This is a genomic window from Streptomyces sp. CNP082 (genome assembly GCF_059570535.1).
On sequence record NZ_JCANSZ010000041.1, the window covers coordinates 48,161 to 67,738 of the forward strand.

General features: G+C 71.2%; 19 protein-coding genes and 2 pseudogenes. 6 read left to right on the forward strand and 15 right to left on the reverse strand.

What is annotated here, in order from left to right; all coding sequences use genetic code 11:
* Positions 1–14: 14 nt before the first annotated feature.
* From kdpB to B124_RS27070, 11 genes and pseudogenes are all read right to left on the reverse strand, one after another.
* The gene (gene kdpB, locus B124_RS27020) at positions 15–2,069 is read right to left on the reverse strand and encodes a potassium-transporting ATPase subunit KdpB (protein WP_496505578.1); all 2,055 of its coding nucleotides are present in this window, start codon (positions 2,067–2,069) and stop codon (positions 15–17) included.
* A complete protein-coding gene (kdpA, locus tag B124_RS27025; protein ID WP_496505579.1) occupies positions 2,066–3,727 on the reverse strand; it encodes a potassium-transporting ATPase subunit KdpA in 1,662 nt (553 codons plus the stop codon). The genes kdpB and kdpA overlap by 4 nt, the downstream gene beginning before the upstream one ends.
* Positions 3,727–3,816, reverse strand: coding sequence for a K(+)-transporting ATPase subunit F (gene kdpF / locus B124_RS27030; protein WP_496505580.1), 90 nt, complete (start codon positions 3,814–3,816; stop codon positions 3,727–3,729). Before kdpF ends, kdpA begins: the two co-directional genes overlap by 1 nt.
* Entirely contained in the window at positions 3,813–3,941 is a 129-nt protein-coding gene (locus B124_RS27035; protein ID WP_496505581.1) for a hypothetical protein, read from the reverse strand. The genes kdpF and B124_RS27035 overlap by 4 nt, the downstream gene beginning before the upstream one ends.
* Before the next feature lie 150 nt (positions 3,942–4,091).
* Positions 4,092–4,280: pseudogene (locus B124_RS27040) on the reverse strand (hypothetical protein); the annotation flags it as partial.
* An 86-nt stretch (positions 4,281–4,366) separates the two neighbouring features.
* Entirely contained in the window at positions 4,367–4,693 is a 327-nt protein-coding gene (locus B124_RS27045) for a DUF1048 domain-containing protein (protein WP_496505582.1), read from the reverse strand.
* 1 nt (position 4,694) lies between these two features.
* Positions 4,695–5,051 (reverse strand): DUF1048 domain-containing protein, encoded by a 357-nt coding sequence (locus B124_RS27050; protein ID WP_496505583.1) that lies wholly within the window; start codon positions 5,049–5,051, stop codon positions 4,695–4,697.
* Positions 5,048–5,374 (reverse strand): PadR family transcriptional regulator, encoded by a 327-nt coding sequence (locus tag B124_RS27055; protein ID WP_496505584.1) that lies wholly within the window; start codon positions 5,372–5,374, stop codon positions 5,048–5,050. The genes B124_RS27050 and B124_RS27055 overlap by 4 nt, the downstream gene beginning before the upstream one ends.
* A gap of 305 nt (positions 5,375–5,679) precedes the next feature.
* Positions 5,680–6,405 (reverse strand): SGNH/GDSL hydrolase family protein, encoded by a 726-nt coding sequence (locus B124_RS27060; protein ID WP_496505585.1) that lies wholly within the window; start codon positions 6,403–6,405, stop codon positions 5,680–5,682.
* Positions 6,406–6,638: 233 nt separating this feature from the next.
* Positions 6,639–6,923: a SpoIIE family protein phosphatase gene (locus B124_RS27065; protein ID WP_496505586.1), complete on the reverse strand. Its 285-nt coding sequence runs from the start codon at positions 6,921–6,923 to the stop codon at positions 6,639–6,641.
* Between the two features lie 216 nt (positions 6,924–7,139).
* Positions 7,140–7,745, reverse strand: coding sequence for a DUF3558 family protein (locus B124_RS27070; RefSeq protein ID WP_496505587.1), 606 nt, complete (start codon positions 7,743–7,745; stop codon positions 7,140–7,142).
* A gap of 462 nt (positions 7,746–8,207) precedes the next feature.
* On the opposite strand from B124_RS27070, the gene B124_RS27075 reads away from it, so the two are divergent.
* Both B124_RS27075 and B124_RS27080 read left to right on the forward strand, forming a co-directional pair.
* The gene (locus B124_RS27075) at positions 8,208–9,593 is read left to right on the forward strand and encodes a sulfatase family protein (protein WP_496505588.1); all 1,386 of its coding nucleotides are present in this window, start codon (positions 8,208–8,210) and stop codon (positions 9,591–9,593) included.
* Positions 9,594–9,786: 193 nt separating this feature from the next.
* On the forward strand, positions 9,787–10,869 hold the full coding sequence (locus B124_RS27080) for an acyltransferase family protein (protein ID WP_496505589.1): 1,083 nt from the start codon (positions 9,787–9,789) through the stop codon (positions 10,867–10,869).
* A gap of 195 nt (positions 10,870–11,064) precedes the next feature.
* On the opposite strand, the gene B124_RS27085 is transcribed toward B124_RS27080, so the two are convergent.
* The 3 genes from B124_RS27085 to B124_RS27095 form a co-directional block, all read right to left on the reverse strand.
* Positions 11,065–11,715: a Rid family hydrolase gene (locus B124_RS27085; protein WP_496505590.1), complete on the reverse strand. Its 651-nt coding sequence runs from the start codon at positions 11,713–11,715 to the stop codon at positions 11,065–11,067.
* Positions 11,712–13,238, reverse strand: coding sequence for a flavin monoamine oxidase family protein (locus tag B124_RS27090; protein WP_496505598.1), 1,527 nt, complete (start codon positions 13,236–13,238; stop codon positions 11,712–11,714). Before B124_RS27090 ends, B124_RS27085 begins: the two co-directional genes overlap by 4 nt.
* A 501-nt stretch (positions 13,239–13,739) precedes the next feature.
* Positions 13,740–14,417, reverse strand: a complete 678-nt coding sequence (locus tag B124_RS27095; protein WP_496505591.1) for an ArsR/SmtB family transcription factor — start codon at positions 14,415–14,417, stop codon at positions 13,740–13,742.
* An 83-nt stretch (positions 14,418–14,500) separates the two neighbouring features.
* Between B124_RS27095 and B124_RS27100 the strand changes: the two genes are divergently transcribed.
* Entirely contained in the window at positions 14,501–15,883 is a 1,383-nt protein-coding gene (locus tag B124_RS27100; protein ID WP_496505592.1) for an MBL fold metallo-hydrolase, read from the forward strand.
* Entirely contained in the window at positions 15,880–17,157 is a 1,278-nt protein-coding gene (locus B124_RS27105) for an MFS transporter (protein WP_496505593.1), read from the forward strand. The genes B124_RS27100 and B124_RS27105 overlap by 4 nt, the downstream gene beginning before the upstream one ends.
* A gap of 55 nt (positions 17,158–17,212) precedes the next feature.
* Here the strand turns inward: B124_RS27105 and B124_RS27110 are convergent, their stop codons facing one another.
* Entirely contained in the window at positions 17,213–18,382 is a 1,170-nt protein-coding gene (locus B124_RS27110) for a cytochrome P450 (protein ID WP_496505594.1), read from the reverse strand.
* A 137-nt stretch (positions 18,383–18,519) separates the two neighbouring features.
* On the opposite strand from B124_RS27110, the gene B124_RS27115 reads away from it, so the two are divergent.
* The gene (locus B124_RS27115) at positions 18,520–19,071 is read left to right on the forward strand and encodes a TetR/AcrR family transcriptional regulator (protein ID WP_496505595.1); all 552 of its coding nucleotides are present in this window, start codon (positions 18,520–18,522) and stop codon (positions 19,069–19,071) included.
* Positions 19,072–19,243: 172 nt separating this feature from the next.
* Positions 19,244–19,578: pseudogene (locus B124_RS27120) on the forward strand (histidine kinase); the annotation flags it as partial.

The window sequence follows — 19,578 nt, forward strand, 5'->3', positions numbered from 1 at the left end:
GGCGTGGACCTCCTTCACAGGCCCGGGAGCTGGGAGACGACGAGGTCGATCAGCTTGATGCCGATGAAGGGTGTGACGATGCCGCCGAGTCCGTAGAGGCCGAGGTTGCGTCGCAGCATGGCCCCGGCGCTGGTCGGCTTGTAGCGGACCCCGCGCAGCGCGAGCGGGATCAGGACGACGATGATCAGCGCGTTGAAGACGACGGCGGAGAGGATCGCGGACTCGGCGGTGGCCAGCCGCATCACGTTGACGTCGTCGAGCTGCGGATAGGCGGCGGCGAACATCGCGGGGATGATCGCGAAGTACTTCGCGATGTCGTTGGCGATGGAGAACGTCGTCAGCGCGCCGCGGGTGATGAGGAGCTGCTTGCCGATCTGGACGATCTCGATGAGCTTGGTGGGGTTGGAGTCCAGGTCGACCATGTTCCCGGCCTCCTTGGCGGCCGTGGTGCCGGCGTTCATGGCCACGCCGACATCGGCCTGGGCCAGGGCCGGGGCGTCGTTCGTGCCGTCGCCGGTCATCGCGACGAGCCTGCCGCCGCTCTGTTCCGTCCTGATGAGGGCGAGCTTGTCCTCGGGGGTGGCGTCGGCGAGGTAGTCGTCCACGCCGGCCTCGCGGGCGATGGCCTTGGCGGTGGCCGGGTTGTCGCCGGTGATCATCACGGTGCGGATGCCGAGAGCGCGCAGTTCGTCGAACCGCTCGCGCAGCCCCGCCTTGACGATGTCCTTGAGGTGGATGACGCCCAGCACCCGCGCCGGTTCGTCCGGCAGATGTTCGGCGACGACGAGCGGGGTGCCGCCTTCGGCGCTGATCGCGTCCACGGCGGCGCCGGCGTCCGCGGGTGAGTGGCCGCCGTTCTCACGCACCCACTTCATCACCGCCGCGGCGGCGCCCTTGCGTACGCGGCGGTCGTCCAGGTCCACGCCGGACATGCGGGTCTGGGCGGAGAACGGTACGAAGCGGGCATGCTGGATGACCCCTTCCTCGCGGGCCCGCAGGCCGTAGCGTTCCTTGGCCAGCACCACGATGGACCGGCCCTCCGGGGTCTCGTCGGCGAGGCTGGCCAACTGGGCGGTGTCGGCCAGCTCGGTACGCGAGACGTCGCCGACGGGTACGAAGCCGGTGGCCTCCCGGTTGCCGAGGGTGATCGTGCCGGTCTTGTCGAGCAGCAGGGTGTTCACGTCCCCGGCGGCCTCAATGGCGCGGCCGGACATGGCCACCACGTTGTGCTGGACGAGCCGGTCCATGCCGGCGATCCCGATCGCGGACAGCAGGGCGCCGATGGTGGTGGGGATCAGGCACACGAGCAGGGCGACGAGGACGACGATCGGCTGCTGCCTCCCGGAGTAGGCCGCGAGCGGCTGGAGCGTGGTCACGGCCAGCAGGAAGACGATCGTCAGTGAGGCCAGGAGGACGTTGAGCGCGATCTCGTTGGGCGTCTTCTGCCGGACCGCGCCCTCCACCAGAGAGATCATCCGGTCGATGAAGCTCTTGCCGGGTTCGACGGCGATACGGACCACGATCCGGTCGGAGAGCACCTTGGTGCCCCCGGTGGCCGCCGAACGGTCGCCTCCGGACTCGCGGATGACGGGCGCCGACTCCCCGGTGATGGCCGACTCGTCGACGCTGGCGATGCCCTCGGTCACCTCGCCGTCGCCGGGGACGATCTGGCCGGCCTCGACGACGACCAGGTCGCCCACCCGCAACTGCGTCCCCGGCACCTGTTCCTCGGTGCCGTCCGCGCGCAGGCGGCGTGCCACCGTCTCCTGCTTGGCCCTCCGCAGCGTGGCCGCCTGCGCCCGCCCGCGTCCCTCGGCGACCGCCTCGGCGAGGTTGGCGAAGACCACCGTCGCCCACAGCCACACCGCGGTGGCCACCGAGAAGACACTGGCGTGCCGGATGGCGAAGACCGTGGCGAGTACGGAGCCCACCCACACCACGAACATCACCGGGGCCCGCACCATGTGCCGTACATCCAGTTTCCGGAACGCGTCCGGCAGGGAGACCAGCAACTGCCTCGGGCTGAAGAGGCCGGCCGTGACCCGGCGCGGGGGTGTGGCCGACGTCATGACAGCCCCTCCGCGAGCGGGCCCAGCGCGAGGGCGGGGAAGAAGGCCAGGGCCGCCACGATGACCACGACGCCGACCAGCAGCACGACGAAGAGCGGCCGGTGGGTCGGCAGCGTGCCCTCGTCGACCGGGACCGGACGCTGCCGCGCCAGGGAGCCCGCGAGCGCGAGTGCGAAGACGATCGGCAGGAACCGGCCGACGAGCATCGCCACCCCCAGCGCGGCGTTGTAGAAGACGGTGCCGGAGCCCAGTCCGGCGAAGGCGCTGCCGTTGTTGTTGCCGGCGGAGGTGAAGGCGTACAGCACCTCGGACAGTCCGTGGGGGCCGGGGTTGAGGACGGACCCGCGCGGCCCGGCGAAGCCGAGGGCAAGGCCGGTGCCCAGCAGCACCGCGAGCGGCATCGCCAGTACGTACAGCGCGACGTACGTGATCTCGCGTCCGCGGATCTTCTTGCCCAGGTACTCGGGCGTGCGGCCCACCATGAGCCCCGCCAGGAACACCGCGAGCACGGCCATGACCAGCATCCCGTACAGGCCCGATCCCACTCCGCCCGGCGACACCTCCCCCAGCAGCATGTTCAGCAGCAGCATCCCGCCGCCCAGGGCGGTGTAGCTGTCGTGGGCCGAGTCCACCGCTCCGGTGGACGTCATGGTCGTCGCGTTGGCGAACAGCGCCGAGTTCCAGACGCCGAAACGCTGTTCCTTGCCCTCCATGGACGCGCCCGCGGCCTGCGGCACGCTGCCCGGATGGGCGGCCTCGGCGGCGGTCACCGCCGCCAGGCCCCCGGCCCACAGGACCGTCATCGCGGCCAGGACCGCCCACCCCTGCCGGGTGCTGCCGGCCATCCGCCCGAAGGTCCGGGGCAGCGCGCTCGGGATGAGCAGCAGGAGGAAGACCTCCACCAGGTTCGTGAACGGGTTCGGGTTCTCGAAGGGGTGCGCCGAGTTCGCGTTGAAGAACCCGCCCCCGTTCGTGCCCAGCTCCTTGATCGCCTCCTGCGAGGCCACCGGGCCGCCGACGAGCGCCTGCACCCCGCCGCCCGGCGTACGCATGTCCTGGGGGCCGGTGAAGTTCTGCACCGCGCCGCCCGCGACCAGCACGATCGCGGCGACGAAGGCCACCGGCAGCAGGATGCGCACGGTCCCGCGCACCAGGTCGACCCAGAAGTTGCCGAGCTGGTCGGTACGGGACCGGGTCAGCCCGCGTACGAGCGCTACGGCCACCGCCATGCCGACCGCCGCCGACAGGAAGTTCTGCACCGCAAGACCGGCCATCTGCACCAGGCACCCCAGGGTCGATTCGCCGGAGTACCACTGCCAGTTCGTGTTCGTCACGAACGACACGGCGGTGTTGAACGCGCCGGAGGCCGGCACGGCACCGGATCCCAGCGAGAGCGGGAGCACGCCCTGGATCCGCAGGAAGCCGTACAGGAAGAGCACCGACACCGCGGAGAACCCCAGCAGCGACAGCACGTACGCGGTCCACCGCTGCTCGCTGTCCGGAGCCACCCGGACCACCCGGTAGACCAGCCGCTCGACGGCGAGGTGCCGGCGGCTCGTGTACACCCGCGCCATGTACTCGCCCATCGGCACGTGCGCCGCCGCCAGCGCGGCCACCAGCACACCGATCGTCGTCAGCCCGGCGGCGGCGTCGCCCATCAGAACCGGTCCGGGAAGAGCAGGGCGAGGACGAGGTAGAGCAGCAGGCCGACCGAGACGATCAGGCCGACCGCGTTCTCCGCGCTCACCGGCGCTCGGCCCCCTTCACCACCAGGACCAGCACACCGAAGAACGCGACGGTCACGGCGACGAAGACCACGTCGGCCATCGGCGATCTCCTCGGGGGCGTGTGCCGGCACTCGTCGTCCGGCACCCGCCGACGACCATGCCCAGCCCTACCACGCCCCGGCTCCCGCCCCGGCGCAGGCGACTCCGCCGCACCCGGCACGGTCACCGGCAAGGCCTATCGGTGCGCGAACCGCACGAGGGCCCGCCCCACCGTTCCGCGGCAGCGGTCCTCGCCTTACGCGGTGGCCTGGTCGGGCAGTTCGGCCGGGCCGGGCCGGTGTCCGGGTGCGGCGCACAGGGTGAGAACCATGCTCAGCACGCCGCCGGGGGTGTCTTCTACGGCCAGGGTGCCGCCGATGCCTCGGCGAAGCCGCGGGCCACGGCCAAGGCCCACGCCCACGCCGGCGTCGCCGGGGGCGTCGCCCCGGGCACGGCGCGCTGAAGCCGCGCGCCTGCGGCGCCGGCCGGTCCAGGACCGTGATCACCGTGGCGCCGCCGCCGGGGCGGGTGTCACTTCCCGGCCGTGCCGGCTTCCTTGCCGAGGGACTCCTGATAGACGTCCGCGTACGTACGCGAGTCCTTGATCAGACCGTCCGCGAACGCGGCGACGTCGTCGCCGATGAGCTCCAGGACCCCCTTGCCCGCGGCGGCGCCCTCCTCGAAGAAGTCGACGATCCCGGGAAGCAGATCCCCGTCGGGCAGGTCGACCGGTCCGACCTTGAACAGGTACGTCTGCATCTCCTTGTAGACGATCCGGTAGTCCGGCGGGAGCGCCTTGACCCGGGCCACGTGCGCCCGCCACTGCTTCTTGCCCTCGATGATGTCGTTGATACGCACGTCAGCCCTCCAGCCGGCTCAGCTTCTTCGCGACGTTCCTGTTCAACTGCTCGCGCCACCGGTCGCGATAGGTGCGCGCCCCTTCCCCGCCGGCCAGCGCCGAGCAGAACCCGGGGATGTCGTCGCCGAGCACCTCGTGGACGCTCTGGCCGTCCGCCGCGGCCTGTTCGAGCAGCCCCAGGGCGGAGTCGAGGATCGGCAGCAGGTTGCGGCCGGTGAAGTTCCCGTAGGGAAGGAGGTGTCCCCTGATCTGGTCCCAGGCCTTCCGGTACTCGTCCGGCAGGGCCTCGGCCCGGGCGTCGAACGCCTTCCACTCCCTGGTGAGATCGCTGCCCGTGATGGTCTCCCAGAACTTCATCTCCCGCCCTCCTTGAGTCTGTTGATGCGTGCTGAGACGTACTCCCACTTCGCCCAGAACGTCGCGAGTTCCCCGCGGCCGGCGTCGTTGAGCGAGTAGAACTTGCGCGGCGGGCCGACCCCGGAGGGCCGTTTCGTCACCTGGACGAGTCCGTTCCGCTCCAGCCGCACCAGGATGGTGTAGACCGTCCCCTCGACGACGTCGGCGAAGCCGAGCCCGTTCAGGCGACGGGTGATGGCGTAGCCGTAGGTCTCCTCGCTGCCGATGATCTCCAGCACACACCCTTCGAGCGTGCCCTTGAGCATCTCCGTCAGGTCTTCCACCGTGCGTCCCGCCTCCGTCCAGTACTGCGTGCCGCTGAGTACCACTATACAGTATCACCGACTACCGGCCCGATGCGGCCCACCTTGCCGCCGACTTGATCGAACCAGCCCCGCGAGCAGGATGGGGCGCGGCTCGTTCGGCGAAACTCTGCCCGCGCGGGTGATTTGGGCTGGTTTCTGGGGTGGGTTACCGCGAGTTCGTCACGGCGAGGTGCGCATCGGCCGTCTTCAAGGGGCGCCTCGGCACAGCCGCATGACTCGCCGGTACCGCCGGGCGGTCGTCCGGTGGTACCGGCCGCTCGCGGTCAGGCGCACAGCGCGTGCGCACGTGTGGCGCATGCGGCGGGCGGTGCCGGGGTGAGGGCGCCGTACCAGACCGTGGCCATCTTGCTGTAGCCGCCCGCGTTGGGGTGTACGCCGTCGGCCAGGTCGGCGGGGGTCAGCGCGCTGTACATGTCGACCAGATGCACGTTCTTGCCGGCGTTGGCCGCGTTCTCCACGATGCCGGGGATCGTCGCGTTGAACGCCCGTACGACCGAGTCGTTGAAGCCCAGCGGGACGATCGTCGCCACGTAGAGGTCCGCGTCCGGCGCCTGCGCGGTGATGTGGTCGACCAGGGCGGCGAGCCGTTGCGGTGCTCCGCCGGGGTCGCCGCCGTACATGTCGTTGGTGCCGATGTGCAGCAGGATGGTCTCGGGCTGGTACGCGGCCAGCCAGCCGGAGACGTTCTGGTCGATCTGGGAGATCGTCCAGCCCGAGTGGCCTTCGTGGTTCTTGTCGCCGAGGCTGTCGGGGCCGTTGGACTGGGAGCCGACGAAGTCGACCTCCTGGCCGCCTGCCACGAACTTCTGCCACAGGTCGATGCGGTAGCCGCCGGGGACATTGAAGCCGTCGGTGATCGAGTCGCCGAGCGGCATGACCCGTACTCCGGCGCGGGGTTGGGCGTGGGCGGCGCCGGCGGTGGGCACCAGGGCTGCGATGAGCGCCAGCAGGGCGATCAGACCGGCGAGAACGTGCCTGCGTCGTAACACGTGTGGTCGCTTCCTCTCGGGGGGTCGGGTCGGGGGTCGCTCAGGCGGCGCCGGCGGGGATGGCCGAGGCGATCACGGCGGCGAGTGAGGTCAGGGCTGTCCTGCGGCTGCTGCCGGGCGGCGTCTGCATGGGCCGATGCCTCTCTGTGGCGGGGGGGCGGGCATCGATGGGAGCGCTCCCAGAAATGTAGTGCGAAGCGGGTCCCGCGTAAACGCCTCCGGCACGGCCGGGATCAGGTGTACGTCGTCCGCTCGGCATCACACGCAGGAGACGAGGAGCAGCGCGATGTCGTCGCTGCTTTCAGCGGCAACCTCTCCTTCGCCCGTTCCGTGATCCTGTCGGCGAGCACGTCCAGCGGCTCGTCCCCGGTCCGGGCGAGCGTCTCCGCGAGCCTGTCGATGGAGGCGCCCACATCCTCGCCGGGCCGCTCCACGAGGCCGTCGGTGCAGAGCGCGAGCATCGCGCCGGGCGGCAGGGGTACCTCGACCGTCTCGAAGGAGACATCCTCGTCGGCCACCGCGTACGGGAAGGCCAGCGCGGTGCGGGGAAGCGGCGGGCCAACTCCTGCCCGGGGCCTGCGAACGGGCCGCCTCGGCACGTCGTACTCCCTTCAGTTTTCCCGGGGTGAGGCTGCTTCGTCGTATTCGGCAAAGACCTCAGGGCGTGCGTGTATTCCTTGCTGCGCTCGGTCATGCCGTCATGCTGCCCGGGGCAGCCGACGTTCCTGACCCTCTTATTGGAGGTGGGACAGGATCGCTTTCGCGAAATTGGTCGCCAGAGTCGGGGCGTCCGGGCCTGCGGCGTTCTCGCCCAAGGGGACGACCATGAGCCTGAAGGACTGGTTTCCGCCTACGGAGACGAGCATGACGTATGTCTCTCTGCCGTGATCCGTGCTGCTGCCCAGCAGCGCCCGGTTACCGCTGATGTTCTTCCGGGTGAGGTGCTGGAAATTCTCGGCCTTCGTCTGGTCCGTCGACGTGTAAGGGGTGAAGGAAACCAGCCCGCCCCGCGCGCCCCACTGGCAGGACTTGGCGTCGTAGTTCGTTTCCGCCGCGTCGGTGAAGATCCCGAGCTTGCTGGAGCGGATGTCCTCGTCGTCGATCGCGCGGCAGGGACGCCGGGCCAGCTCGGCAAGGGCGAGCGGACCGCCGGACCCGGTGCTGGACGGTGTTGTGGAACCGGCCGCCTCCGAGGCGCCCGCGCCGCTCGGCGGCGGGGAGGCGGCGGGGCTGGTCGGGGTGGTGCCGGGCGAGCGGTGGGTGTTCCCGTCTGCCTTGTCGTCCCCGGGCGAGTCGCACGCCGTCGCCGCACCCGACACCAGGAGCAGGGCTACGGCCAAAGCCGTAGCCAGGCCTGGGCGGTTCCTGGTGGATGCGTCACCGTCTGCTCGGGTCACGAGGAGGAGGCTAATCCCGCCCTGTTGGGACCCCTCCCCAGGCTGTGCCTGCCCGGCCAGCGGAAGCCCGGCCGGAGGGACCGGGCCGCCCCGGTCGCCGGGCATCCGGGAGGCCACCTGGGCGCGCCAGGTAACCCCGGGTCGAAACGCCGGTCAAGGGCCCGCTCACCAGTATTTCCTAGCTCTCCTACCAAATTTCTAGGAAAACCGTTGACGCGCGCCGGGCGGGAGCACAGGATGGTGCCATGCCCAAGACGCAGGCGTTGCTCGTACGCCGCCGGCACGTGGACTACTGCCGCGTGTTCAGCGCCGCCTGCCCGTGACAGCCAGAGCCACGCGCTGACGGGCCGCGCTCACTCACCGTCGCCCGCTTCTCCTGCTTGTCCCACCCACCTTGGGAGACCCATGCCTTCTTCACCCTCCCGCCGCGCCTTCGGCGCGCTCGTCGGCTCGGCCGCCGCCTCGGCCACGCTGGGCCCGGCCGAGTCCGCTACGGCGGCGGAACAGCCCTTCCAGGCAGCGCCCGGGCGCTCGTCCCGGCGGCCCAACATCCTTTTCATCCTGGCCGACGACCTCGGCTGGGCCGATCTGTCCAGCTACGGCTCCCCGCACATCCGCACCCCCCACCTCGACCGGCTGGCCCGCCAGGGCGTGCGCTTCACCCAGGCGTACTCCGGCTCCGCCACCTGCTCGCCCACCCGGTTCGCGATCTACACCGGCCGCTATCCGGGCCGTACGAAGGGCGGACTCGCCGAGCCGATAGCCGACAAGTCCGTGGGGCTGGAACCGGGGCACCCCACGCTGGCGTCGCTGCTGCGCGACGCCGGCTACGACACGGCACTGATCGGCAAGTGGCACTGCGGCTACCTGCCGGACTTCTCACCCACCCGCTCCGGCTGGGACACCTTCTTCGGCAACTTCGGCGGTGCGCTGGAGTACTACTCCAAGCTCGGCCTCAACGGCGAGTACGACCTGTACGAGGGCGACGCCGCCTACCGGGACCTGCGCTACTACACCCGCATCCTCACCGAGCGGACCGTGGAGCACCTCCGTACCCGCACCCGTACGCCATGGCTGCTCAACCTCAACTACACCACCCCCCACTGGCCGTGGATCGCCGACGGCGACGCGGAGGCGAGCGCCGAGATCGTACGCCGGATCAAGGACGGCGACCGCCGGGCGCTCTTCCACGACGACGGCGGCTCGCTGGAAAAGTACACCGAGATGGTCCAGGACCTGGACCGCTCGGTCGGTGAGGTGCTGGCCGCGCTGCGCGCCAGCGGCCAGGAGCGGGACACGCTGGTGTTCTTCGCCAGCGACAACGGCGGTGAGCGCTGGTCGCACCAGTGGCCGCTGTCGGGGGAGAAGGCCACGCTGCTCGAAGGCGGCATCCGCATACCGCAGATCGTGCGCTGGCCCGCCCGGCTGCGCCCCGGCCAGGTCAGCCACGTCCCGAACTGCTCACCGGACTGGACCGCGACCCTCCTGGAACTGGCCGGTGCCCGGCCCGCGCGGTCCCACCCGCTCGACGGCAGCAGCCTCGCCAGCTACCTGCTGCGCGGCGAGGAGGCGCCGGAGCGCGACCTGTTCTGGCGGGTACGCGGGGAGCGCGCGCTGCGCCGCGGCGACTGGAAGTACTACCGCGGCAAGGACGGCGCGGACCGCCTGTTCCACGTCGCCGACGACCCCCGGGAGCGCGCCGACAAGGCGGGCGTCGAGGGCGGGTTGCTCGATGAGCTGCGCACCGCCTGGGAGGCGACGGATGCCGGCCTGCTGCCGTACCCGGCCTGATCGTGAGAAGCCATCGACCGAAGACCTCCCGCAGACACCCCGACCGCCACGCACGTGCACGAGCCGTCCGCACCCCGCAAGGCGCCCCCGCTCCCCGCGTTCCCCCCGCTCCCCGCGTTCCCCCCGCTCCCCGCCCTCCGTCCACCCGTCCCGCAGGCCCTCCGCCCGTGCCCCCACGTCCTCTGGACCAGAGATGCTCCTCACCAACCCCCGCACCCACGCGCCCGCCGGCAAGCACGAAGCCACCGCCGACCCCGCCGGATCGCAGCGGCGGGACGCGTTCTTCGACAACGCCAAGTTCCTGGCCATCGTGCTCGTCGTCTGCGGCCACGCCTGGGAGCCGCTGCGGGGCGACAGCCGCGCCGTGGTCGCGGTCTACCGCACCGTGTACGCCTTCCACATGCCGGCGTTCATCCTCATCGCCGGCCACTTCTCCCGCCGCCTCGACGCCGCCCCGCACCGCCTCCGGCGCCTGATCACCGGCGTCGCCATCCCCTACGTACTCTTCGAGACCGCGTACACGCTGTTCAACCGCTACGCGGGCGATGACCCCGGGCACCGGATCAGCCTGCTGGACCCGTGGTACCTGACCTGGTTCCTGATGGCGCTGTTCATCTGGCGCCTGACCACCCCGCTGTGGCTGGCGCTGCGCCCCCGGGTGGCGATGCCCCTCGCCCTGGCCATCGCGGCGCTGGCCACCGTCACCCCCGACACCGCCAACGACCTCGAACTGCAGCGCGTCCAGCAGTTCCTGCCCTTCTTCGTCCTCGGCCTGGTCATGAAACCCCGGCACTTCCAGCAACTGCACCGCAAGGAACTCCGGCTACCCGCCCTCGGGGTCCTGGCAGGCGCCCTGGCACTCGCCTACTGGCTGGCGCCCCGCACCAACTCCCTCTGGCTCTACCACAGCAACAGCGCCCAGGAACTCGGCTACTCCGTGACCACCGGCGTCCTGGGATCCCTCCTCATCTTCTGCGGCTCCACCGCGCTGACCTTCGCGTTCCTGACCCTGGTCCCCCCGCGCCACATGTGGTTCAGCGCCCTCGGCACCGGCACCCTCTACGCCTACCTCCTCCACGGCTTCCTCATCCAGGGCTCCGGCTACTGGGGCTGGTACGAACACACCTGGGTACCCACCCCGGCGGGCGAGACGGCCGTCACCCTCATCGCCGCGGCCACGGCCACGCTGCTGTGCACCCCGCCCGTACGCAGAACCCTCCGCTACGCCGTCGAGCCACGCCTCGACTGGGCTTTCACCACGCGGACGCAGGCGTGACACCGAGCGCAAACCCGCCCCCACCCTCGGCTTATGGCACGCGAGTGGCACGGAGGGAGCATGCCCACGATGGAGCGCGTCCACCGTGCGGTCAGCCGGTCCGGTCACCAGCGTCGGGGCAGAACGCCGGGTCCGCGGCTCAACGGCGTGGGACCGGTTGCGCCGGTCCCACGCCGTCTCCCTTCTCCGCCCCCCTCACTTCCTGCGATAGGCCGCCGTCACCTCGACCTCGACCAGCCAGCCCGGCACGGCGAGAGAGGCGACTTCCATGGTCGCGCGGGCCGGGCGGGCCCTGTTGGCGAGGATCGGCGGCTGCGGTGCCGAGGTGCCCATCGGCACCGGGACCGTTTCGCCCGAGGCCAGGTCGACGTTGGCGTAGAACTGCCGGTACGCGCGGTTCCAGCCGGCGTAGTCGGCGAGTTCGGCGCCCGGCGGCTTCATCAGATAGCACTTCATCGTGATGACGTCGGCCGGAGACAGCCCGGCCACGGCAAGGTTGTCGGAGATCTTGCGCAGCACCAGCAGCGCCTGCGCCTCGGTCACCGTGACGCCCTCGGCGCCCTCGGTCATCGACGGGTCCGTCCAGCGCTCCGGCGCGTCCGCCGGAGCGGCCGGGTTGAGCGCGTCGGGGCCGAGGCCGCTGCTGGTGTAGAGCGCGACGGACTCACCGGTCGCCACGCCGGTGGCGATGGCCGGGTTGCTCTGCCCGGCCGGCAGCATGACCTTGACCTGGCCCGGCCCCGGCCGCCAGCCGCGCGCGACCGCGAAGGCGGTGGCGGAGGTCAGCAGCGCGCCGCCGGCGCCGGCGGCGGTCAGCAGCACGGCGCGTCGCTTCGGTGCGCTCATCCCTGCATCACCCTCTCGTGCAGTTCGGTGACGACCTTGCGGGCCGAGGTGATGGCCCCGTGCTGCCAGGCGATGGCGTGGCTGAGCCAGTCGCCGGCGAAGTACACGTGGCCGGAGGGTTCGAGCAGCCGCCGGTACGCGGGGCCGGTCTGCGACTCCCAGCCGACCCATCCGCCCTCGGTGAAGGGGGTGCGGTGCCAGGCGACGCTGAAGGAGGCGGCGAGTTCGGTGCGGTACTTCTCGCCGTGGATTCTCATGCCCTGACTCACTGCCCGCGCCTCGCGTTCGGCGTGCGTCAGCCGGCCGTAGGCGAGGGCGTCCGCGCCGAAGTTGTAGTAGCCGATGAGCGTGCCCCGCCGGCCGTGATAGCCGTACGAGGGGTACCAGATGGTGGCCAGGTCGGTGTCGGTCGGGGTGATGCCGCCGTAGACGTGCTCGTCGGTCTCCCACCAGCGGCGGCGGTACTCCAGGCCGATCTTGCCCACGGGGACGGGGGAGGGGGTCCTGAGCGCGGCGGTGACGTCGGCGCCCAGGTTGTGGTCGAGCCGGGCGGCGATCATCGGCGGGATCGTGGAGACGACGAAGTCGGCGCGCTCGGTGTGGTGACGGCCGCGGGCGTCCCGCCAGGTGACCTCCGCGCCGTCGGGGCGGTCGGTGACGGCGGTGGCCTCGGCGCCGTAGCTGATCCGCTCGCGGCCGACGGCCTTGGCCAGCGCGTACGGTATCCGGTCCATGCCGCCCTTCGGCTGGAACATCAACATGGCCTGGTCGTAGCCGAACTCGAAGGTGAGGCGGTGGCCGATGCCGCTGGCGAAGACGTCCGAGAGGGAGGGGACAGGGGCGAGCACGGTGCCCGACTCCATGCCGGCGCCGGGCTCGACGGAGTAGCCGCGGCGGTCGCTGCCCGAGTATGCCCACCCGTCCGCGCGCCCGCCTATCTCGCCGAACTCCTCCAGGAACGCCAGTAGCCGTTCCTTGTCGTCGGCGGTCAGCTCCCTGTCCAGGGCCCCTTGGTCGGTGGCGGTGGCCAGCAACTCGGAGACGTAGCCGTAGACGTCGGCCTTGGCGGTGCGCCAGCGCACCGGTTTGCCGGCGAGTGAGCCCGCGGATTTCTCGTGGTAGATGTAGGCGTTCGCGTTCTGGTTGGTGAAGACCTCCAGCTCCACGCCCAGTTCGCGGCAGTACTCCAGCGTGACGTGCGACTGCGGCAGCCGGGCCGGGCCGGCGTTCATGTACTGGCCCTGGGAGAACGTCGCGCGCTGGGTCCGGCCGTCGAGGTCGGTCTCGGTGGTGCCGCCGCGAACGGTCCAGTTGCGGCCGCCCGGCCGATTCCGGGCCTCCAGGATCCGTACGTCATAGCCGGCCTTGCCCAGCTCGTACGCGGTGACCAGGCCCGCGATGCCGGCGCCGAGCACGATCACCGAGCCCGCGGCCCGGCCGGAGAGGGTGAAGTCGCTGCGCTGCGGCGGGCGGAACTCGGTCGCGGCGGCCTCGGCCACGGGGGCCAGGCCGAGCGCGCTCATCGTGGAGTACAGCGCTCCGGCGCCGCCCGCGGCACCGACGGAGCGCAGGAAGTCCCGGCGGGTTGCTGAGCCGGCCAAAGTCTCCTCCTTGCCCGCGACCGCCTACGGGAACCGGCGGCCACGTGTTCGTGGAACGATCCGGCCCTGTGGGGGTGGGGAACCGGCGTGCGAGAGGAGCCTCTCCCCGGCGTGTTTCCTGCATATGCCGACTGCATCACCGACCGGTTGAAGCCTTGACTGCTCGACGAGGGCGCCGGTCTCGTTGTTCGCCGCCATCACCGACGCCGTAGCGTGTCCCCGCTGAAGGCCGTGGCAAGGGCGGCCGGCTCGACGAGCCCGTTGCGGTCGGTGAGCACGTCAGGTGCGGCCACATCGCCTCGGCGACGTGCGGGTCGACCGGGGTGGTCGCGTTGCAGTCCAGGCAGACCGGTCCGCCGGCCAGTGCCGGGTGCGGCGGGAGGCCGCGGCCCGGGGCGGTCACGTCAGGTCCGAGGCCGGCGGTCACGTCAGGTCCGAGGCGTCGGTGGGCAGCTCCGACAGCCGCCACTCAAGCATGCCGTCGTGGAGTCGGATCGCGCGGCGGCCCCGGTCGGTCAGGAGCCGTACGGCGTCGTAGGCCAGGACGCAGTACTCGCCGCGGCAGTAGACGACGATCTCCAGGTCCTCGGGCAGCTCGTTGATCCGGCCGGCCAGCTCGTCGACCGGGATGGAGAGGGCGGCGGGAATGTGCCCGGCCCGGTACTCCTCCACCGGCCGCACGTCGAGGACGACGACGTCCCCGGCGGCGATCCGGACCCGCAGTTCCTCGCGGCTGAGCCCGGCGGGGGCGTCCTGGCCGAGGTAGGCGTCGCGTGCGGCGGGCACGGCGGCCTGGTGGCGGTCGGCGACCTTGCGCAGCAGCGCGAACAGCCGGGCGACGTCGTCGCCGGCGAGCCGGTAATGGATGCGCACACCCTCGCGGCGGGTGGCGACGAAACCGGCCTGCTTGAGGGTCTGCAGGTGCGCTGAGGCGGTGGTCAGGTTCAGCCCGGCCGCCTTCGCCAGCGCGTCGACGGTGCGCTCGCCCTGGGCCAGCAGATCCAGCAGCTCCAGGCGCTTTCCGCTGGCCAGCGCCTTACCGCTGGCCGCGAAGGCGTCGTACAGCCGCGCCTTCGTCGTGCTCTTCGCCTTCTCGGGCATGACATCCTCCATAAATCCATGGATCATTGTAATTGAGTCCGGTGGGTGTGACCACACTCCCCTTTGAGCTCTTGGAGGACGCCGTGGGCTTCGTAGACGATCACCTCGTTCCGCTGGTCGACGAAGGACTGGGCAACAGCGCCTACCTGCTCGACCTCGGCGACGGACGCGCCCTGGCCATGGACGCCAGCCGAGACCTGCGCGCTTTGCGGGCGGCAGCCGAGCGGCGCGGGTTGCGCATCGCGTTCGCCGCGGACACGCATCTGCACGCCGACTTCCTCTCCGGCGCCGTCCAGCTCGGCCACGACACCGGCGCCACGATCCTGGCCTCCGCGGCAGGCCGCCGGGCCTTCGCGCACCAGCCGCTGGCCGACGGCGACGAGGTCGACCTCGGCGGGCTCGCCCTGCGGGCCCTGGCCACCCCCGGGCACACCGACGAGCACCTGTCCTTCCTGCTGCTGGACGGCTCTCACCAGCTCGGGGTGTTCACCGGCGGGTCCCTGATCGTGAACTCCGCCGCCCGCACCGACCTCCTCGGAGCCGAGCGCACCGAGGAACTCGCCCGTGCCCAGTACCGGTCATTGCAGCGGCTGGCCGAGCTGCCGGACGAGACCGCGGTGTGGCCCACGCACGGCGCCGGCTCCTTCTGCTCCGCCCCGCCCGGCACCGAGCGCACCACCACCATCGGCGCCCAGAAGCGGGCCAACCCGCTGCTCGCCGCGCCCGATGAGGACACCTTCGCGGCCCAGCTCATGGCGAGCCTGGGCACCTACCCGACGTACTTCGACCTCCTCGGCGAGATCAACCGGCGCGGCCCGGCCCCGCTGCCCGCCCAGCTTGCGCTGCCCGCCCTCTCCGCACAGCAGATCCGGACGCTGGTGGCCGCCGATGGCGGCCATGTCGTCGACGTGCGCCCGGCCGCCGACTACGCCGCCGGCCACATCCCCGACTCGCTGTCGATTCCGCTGCGCGGCCAGTTCGCCACCTGGCTCGGCTGGCTCCTGCCCGACACCGCGCCACTCGCCTTCGTCGTCAACGACGACCAGGACGTGAGCGAGATCGTCTGGCAGGCGTACAAGATCGGCTACGAGCGCCTCGCCGGCCGGCTCGCCGGCGGCATGGCCGCCTGGCTCGCCGACGGCAACACCCAGGCCGGCACCGCGTTCCTCAGCGCCGGCCGCGCCGCTGGCCGCCCCTACGTCGACGTCCGGCAGGAAGCCGAGTTCACCGCCGGGCACGTCCCCGGCGCGGTGCATATCGAGCTGGGCGCCCTGACCGAACATGCCGCCGACGCGCCGGCCGGACCGGTCGTGGCCTGCGGGCACGGCGAGCGCGCCATGACCGCCGCCAGCCTCCTGGAACGCGCCGGCCACACCGACATCGCCGTCCTCGACGGCGGACCGGCCGACTACACCGCCGCCCACGGCCAGCAGCTCGCCCAGGGCACGGAGGGCCACCGCGGGTGAACACCACGCCCACCGCCGCCACTGCCACCGATGCCGCCGGGCGGCCCGTACGGCTCGGCCTGCGGGAGAACTTGCTGCAGTTCACGCTGCTGGTCATCGTCAACATCTGCGTCGGCGGACTGGTCGGCCTGGAACGCACCACCGTCCCGCTCATCGGCTCCGAGACCTTCGGCTTGACCAGCGACCTCGCCATCTTCTCCTTCATCATCGCCTTCGGCCTCACCAAGGCGTTCACCAACCTCGCTGCCGGCGCGCTCACCGCCCGCTTCCGCCGCAAGCAACTGCTGGTGGCCGGCTGGCTGCTCGGCATCCCCGTCCCCTTCGCCCTCGCCTACGCACCGTCCTGGGACTGGATCGTCGCCGCCAACGTCCTGCTCGGCCTGAACCAGGGCCTGACCTGGTCGATGACCGTCAACATGAAGATCGACCTCGTCGGCCCCTCCCACCGAGGACTCGCCACCGGCCTGAACGAGGCGGCCGGCTACACCGCGGTCGGCGTCACCGCCCTGCTCACCGGCTACCTCGCCACCTCGTACGGCCTGCGCCCCGTCCCCGAGCTCATCGGCGTCGTCTTCGTCGTCGCGGGCCTCGCCCTGGCCTTGGTCGTCCGCGACACCGCCGCCCACGTCGCCCTGGAACTGGCCCACCACACCAAGCCCTTGCCCAACGACGAGGACACCGGTCTGAAGGTGACGTTCGCCCGCACCTCCTGGCGCGACCGCTCCCTGCGCGGCGCCAGCCAGGCCGGTCTGATCAACAACCTCAACGACGGCCTCACCTGGGGCGTCTTCCCGCTCCTGTTCACCAACCACGGCCTCGGCCTCGCCGCGGTCGGCCTGATCAAGGGCCTCTACCCGATCCTGTGGGGACTCGGGCAGATCCCCACCGGCCACCTCGCCGACCGCATCGGCCGCAAACCGCTCATCGTCTACGGCATGCTCGTCCAGGCCGCCGGCTTCGTCCTCGCCCTTGCCCTACTGGAGCGCCCCCTGCTCGCCGGAATCCTGTCCGCCGTCGCACTCGGCCTTGGCACCGCCATGGTCTACCCGGCCCTCATCGCCTCCGTCTCCGACCACGCCCACCCCGCCTGGCGGGCCAACGCACTGGGCACCTACCGGTTCTGGCGCGACATCGGCTACGCCGCCGGCGCCCTCGTCGCCGGCATCCTCGCCGACGCCTTCGGCCTCAACGCCACCGCCGTAGCCGCCGCCGTCCTCACCGCCGCCTCCGGACTCCTCGCCGCCCGCTGGATCACCGAACACCCCGCGCGTTGACCGGCCGGGCACGTCCGGTGCACTCCGAAGCGAGCCGCCTCGCACGCCGGCGGTGTCACCAGGTGACCGGAAGCTGGACGAGTCCCCCCGTCAGTACGTCGCCGCGGACGTGTAGTTCCTCTGCCGGCACGGCCAGTTGCATCCGCGGGAAACGCGGAATGAGCTGCGCGAAGGCGACCTGCAGCTCCATACGGGCCAGGGGTGCGCCGATGCAGTAGCGCAGGCCGTGCCCGAAGGTGAGATGCGAATTCTCCCGCCGGGTGACGTCGAAACGGTCGGGGTCGCTGATGACGGCCCCGTCGTGATTGGCGGCGCCGTTGTCCAGCATGACCAGGTCCCCGGCTTGGACGGTGACGCCGCCGATCTCGATCTCGGTGCGGGCGTAGCGCGGGATGCCTCCGCCGCCCTTGCCCGGGGCGCGCAGGATCTCCTCAACCGCCCTGGGAATCAGACGGGGGTCCCCCAGGAGCGCCTGCCACTGGTCCGGACTGGTCAGCAGGAGCAGCGCCCCGAGGCCGATCTGGACGACGGTGGTCTCGTGGCCGGCGAACAGCAGCGCCATCGAGAGCATGGCGATCTCGTCGTCTCCGACCCCGTCTGTCGCGCAGAGCCTGGAGATCACATCGTCGCCGGGCTGGTGGCGCTTGCGGGCCACCAGTTCCTGTCCGTAGGTGAAGAGGTCCGCCAGCCCCTGCTCCGAGTGTGCCCTGTCGAGTACGTCGGCGGCGGCCTGTGTCCACGTGCGGAACTGGGTGCGCTCGTCGTACGGCACGCCGAGCAGCTCGCAGATCACCAGGATCGGCAGCGGAAGGGCGAGCGCGGCGTTGAGGTCGACCGGCGGCCCCTGCTCTGCAAGACCGTCCAGGAGCTGGGCGGTCAGCGTCTCCACCCGCCCGCGGAATGCGCGCATGCGGCCAGGTGTGAAGTGCGGCTGAAGCAGTGCCCGCATCCGCGCGTGATCAGCCTTTTCGGTGTCGTAGTTGCCCAGCGGCCCGCCGAACAGAGCCGACTCGCCCGAGCGCGCGGCGCTGTCCGGGTCGGGGTGCGACCGGCCGAGCCGGCTGTCGGCGAGGAGGCGGCGTACCTCTTCGTAACCCGTGACCAGCCAGGCATCGTCGCCGACCCGGGTACGGATCCGGTGGATGATGCCCCGGCTCTGCAAGGTGCGCAGCACCGGCGGCACTTGCAAGGGGCCCGATTGCTCGAAGGGCAGCTGGACGGCCATGTCGCCTCCGTTGGGATGCACTTTGTATACGCTGTCTTGTACAAAGCTACTTGTATACTCGAATGTCAAACAAGAAGGAGGGTGGCCGGGTGGCACCAGAGCAGGCGAACTCCCGCAGATCCGAGCCGGTCAGGCGGATGCGGCGGGACGAACGGCGGGAGCAGATCCTCGGCGCGGCGACCCGGGCATTCGCCCGCGCCGGGTTCGCCGCCACCAGCCTCGACGACGTCGCGGGCGAAGCGGACATCACCCGCGTGATGCTCTACCGGCACTTCGAGTCCAAGGCGGACATGTACCGTGCGGCCCTCGATCGTGCCTGCACGCAACTCGCCGGCTCGGTGGGCAGCGACAACTTCGATGACGAGTCGATCCCCGCTCTTCTGCGCGCCGCCTCGGCCGACCCCGACGGCTTCCGGCTGCTCTTCCGCTACGCAGTCCGGGAACCCGAGTTCCGCGACCTCGTTGACACCATCACCGCCGCCTCGGCCGAGATTGCCCAGCGCAATCTCGCCCAACGCATCCCGGCGGGTCCCTGGTTGGACTGGGCAGCGCAGGTGATTCCCGTATTCACCACGGAGGCCGTCATCGGCTGGCTCGATGCCGGACAGCCCGACCCGCATCTGGCGGCTGCCCGAATCGACAGAGCCGTGCAGGGCATCATCAAGGCAGCTCGGCAGACCGAAGAGTAATGCCCTCGCCCACATGACCGCGTGATGCGCCGGGCCCGCGCATGCGCTCGCTGGTGGGCCGAGGCGGGTATATGCAGGCGCCGCCGGACAGGGTCGCTCCTCCTGTGGTGGTACGTTCCGGCTCCCTCTGTGGGGGGACGTGCTGGCTGGGGTTGCTTCCTAGCGTGGAAGCGTGAAGTGGGTGGAGGCGCGGGTGGGCAGGTGGGCGCGGGTGGGGAGGCGTGTGCCGGGGTGGGTTGCCGACGTCGCGCTGGGGTTGCTGATGGGTGCCGGCGTGCTGGGCCGGGGGCTGGACGAGGCGTGGGGCCCGGTCGTGCCTGTCGCGGCGCTGCTTGCCGCCGTCGGCGTGGGGTTGTGGCGTCGGTTGCCGGGTGCCGCGCTGGCGCTGGCGTGCGGCGCCGGCGTGCTGGTGACGGCGCTCCGGATGGCGGAGCCGGGGCTGGTCGCGGTGGGGCTCACCGGCTACCGGGTCGGCGTCGTGAGCGGGCGGCGGACCGTGCTGCGGTC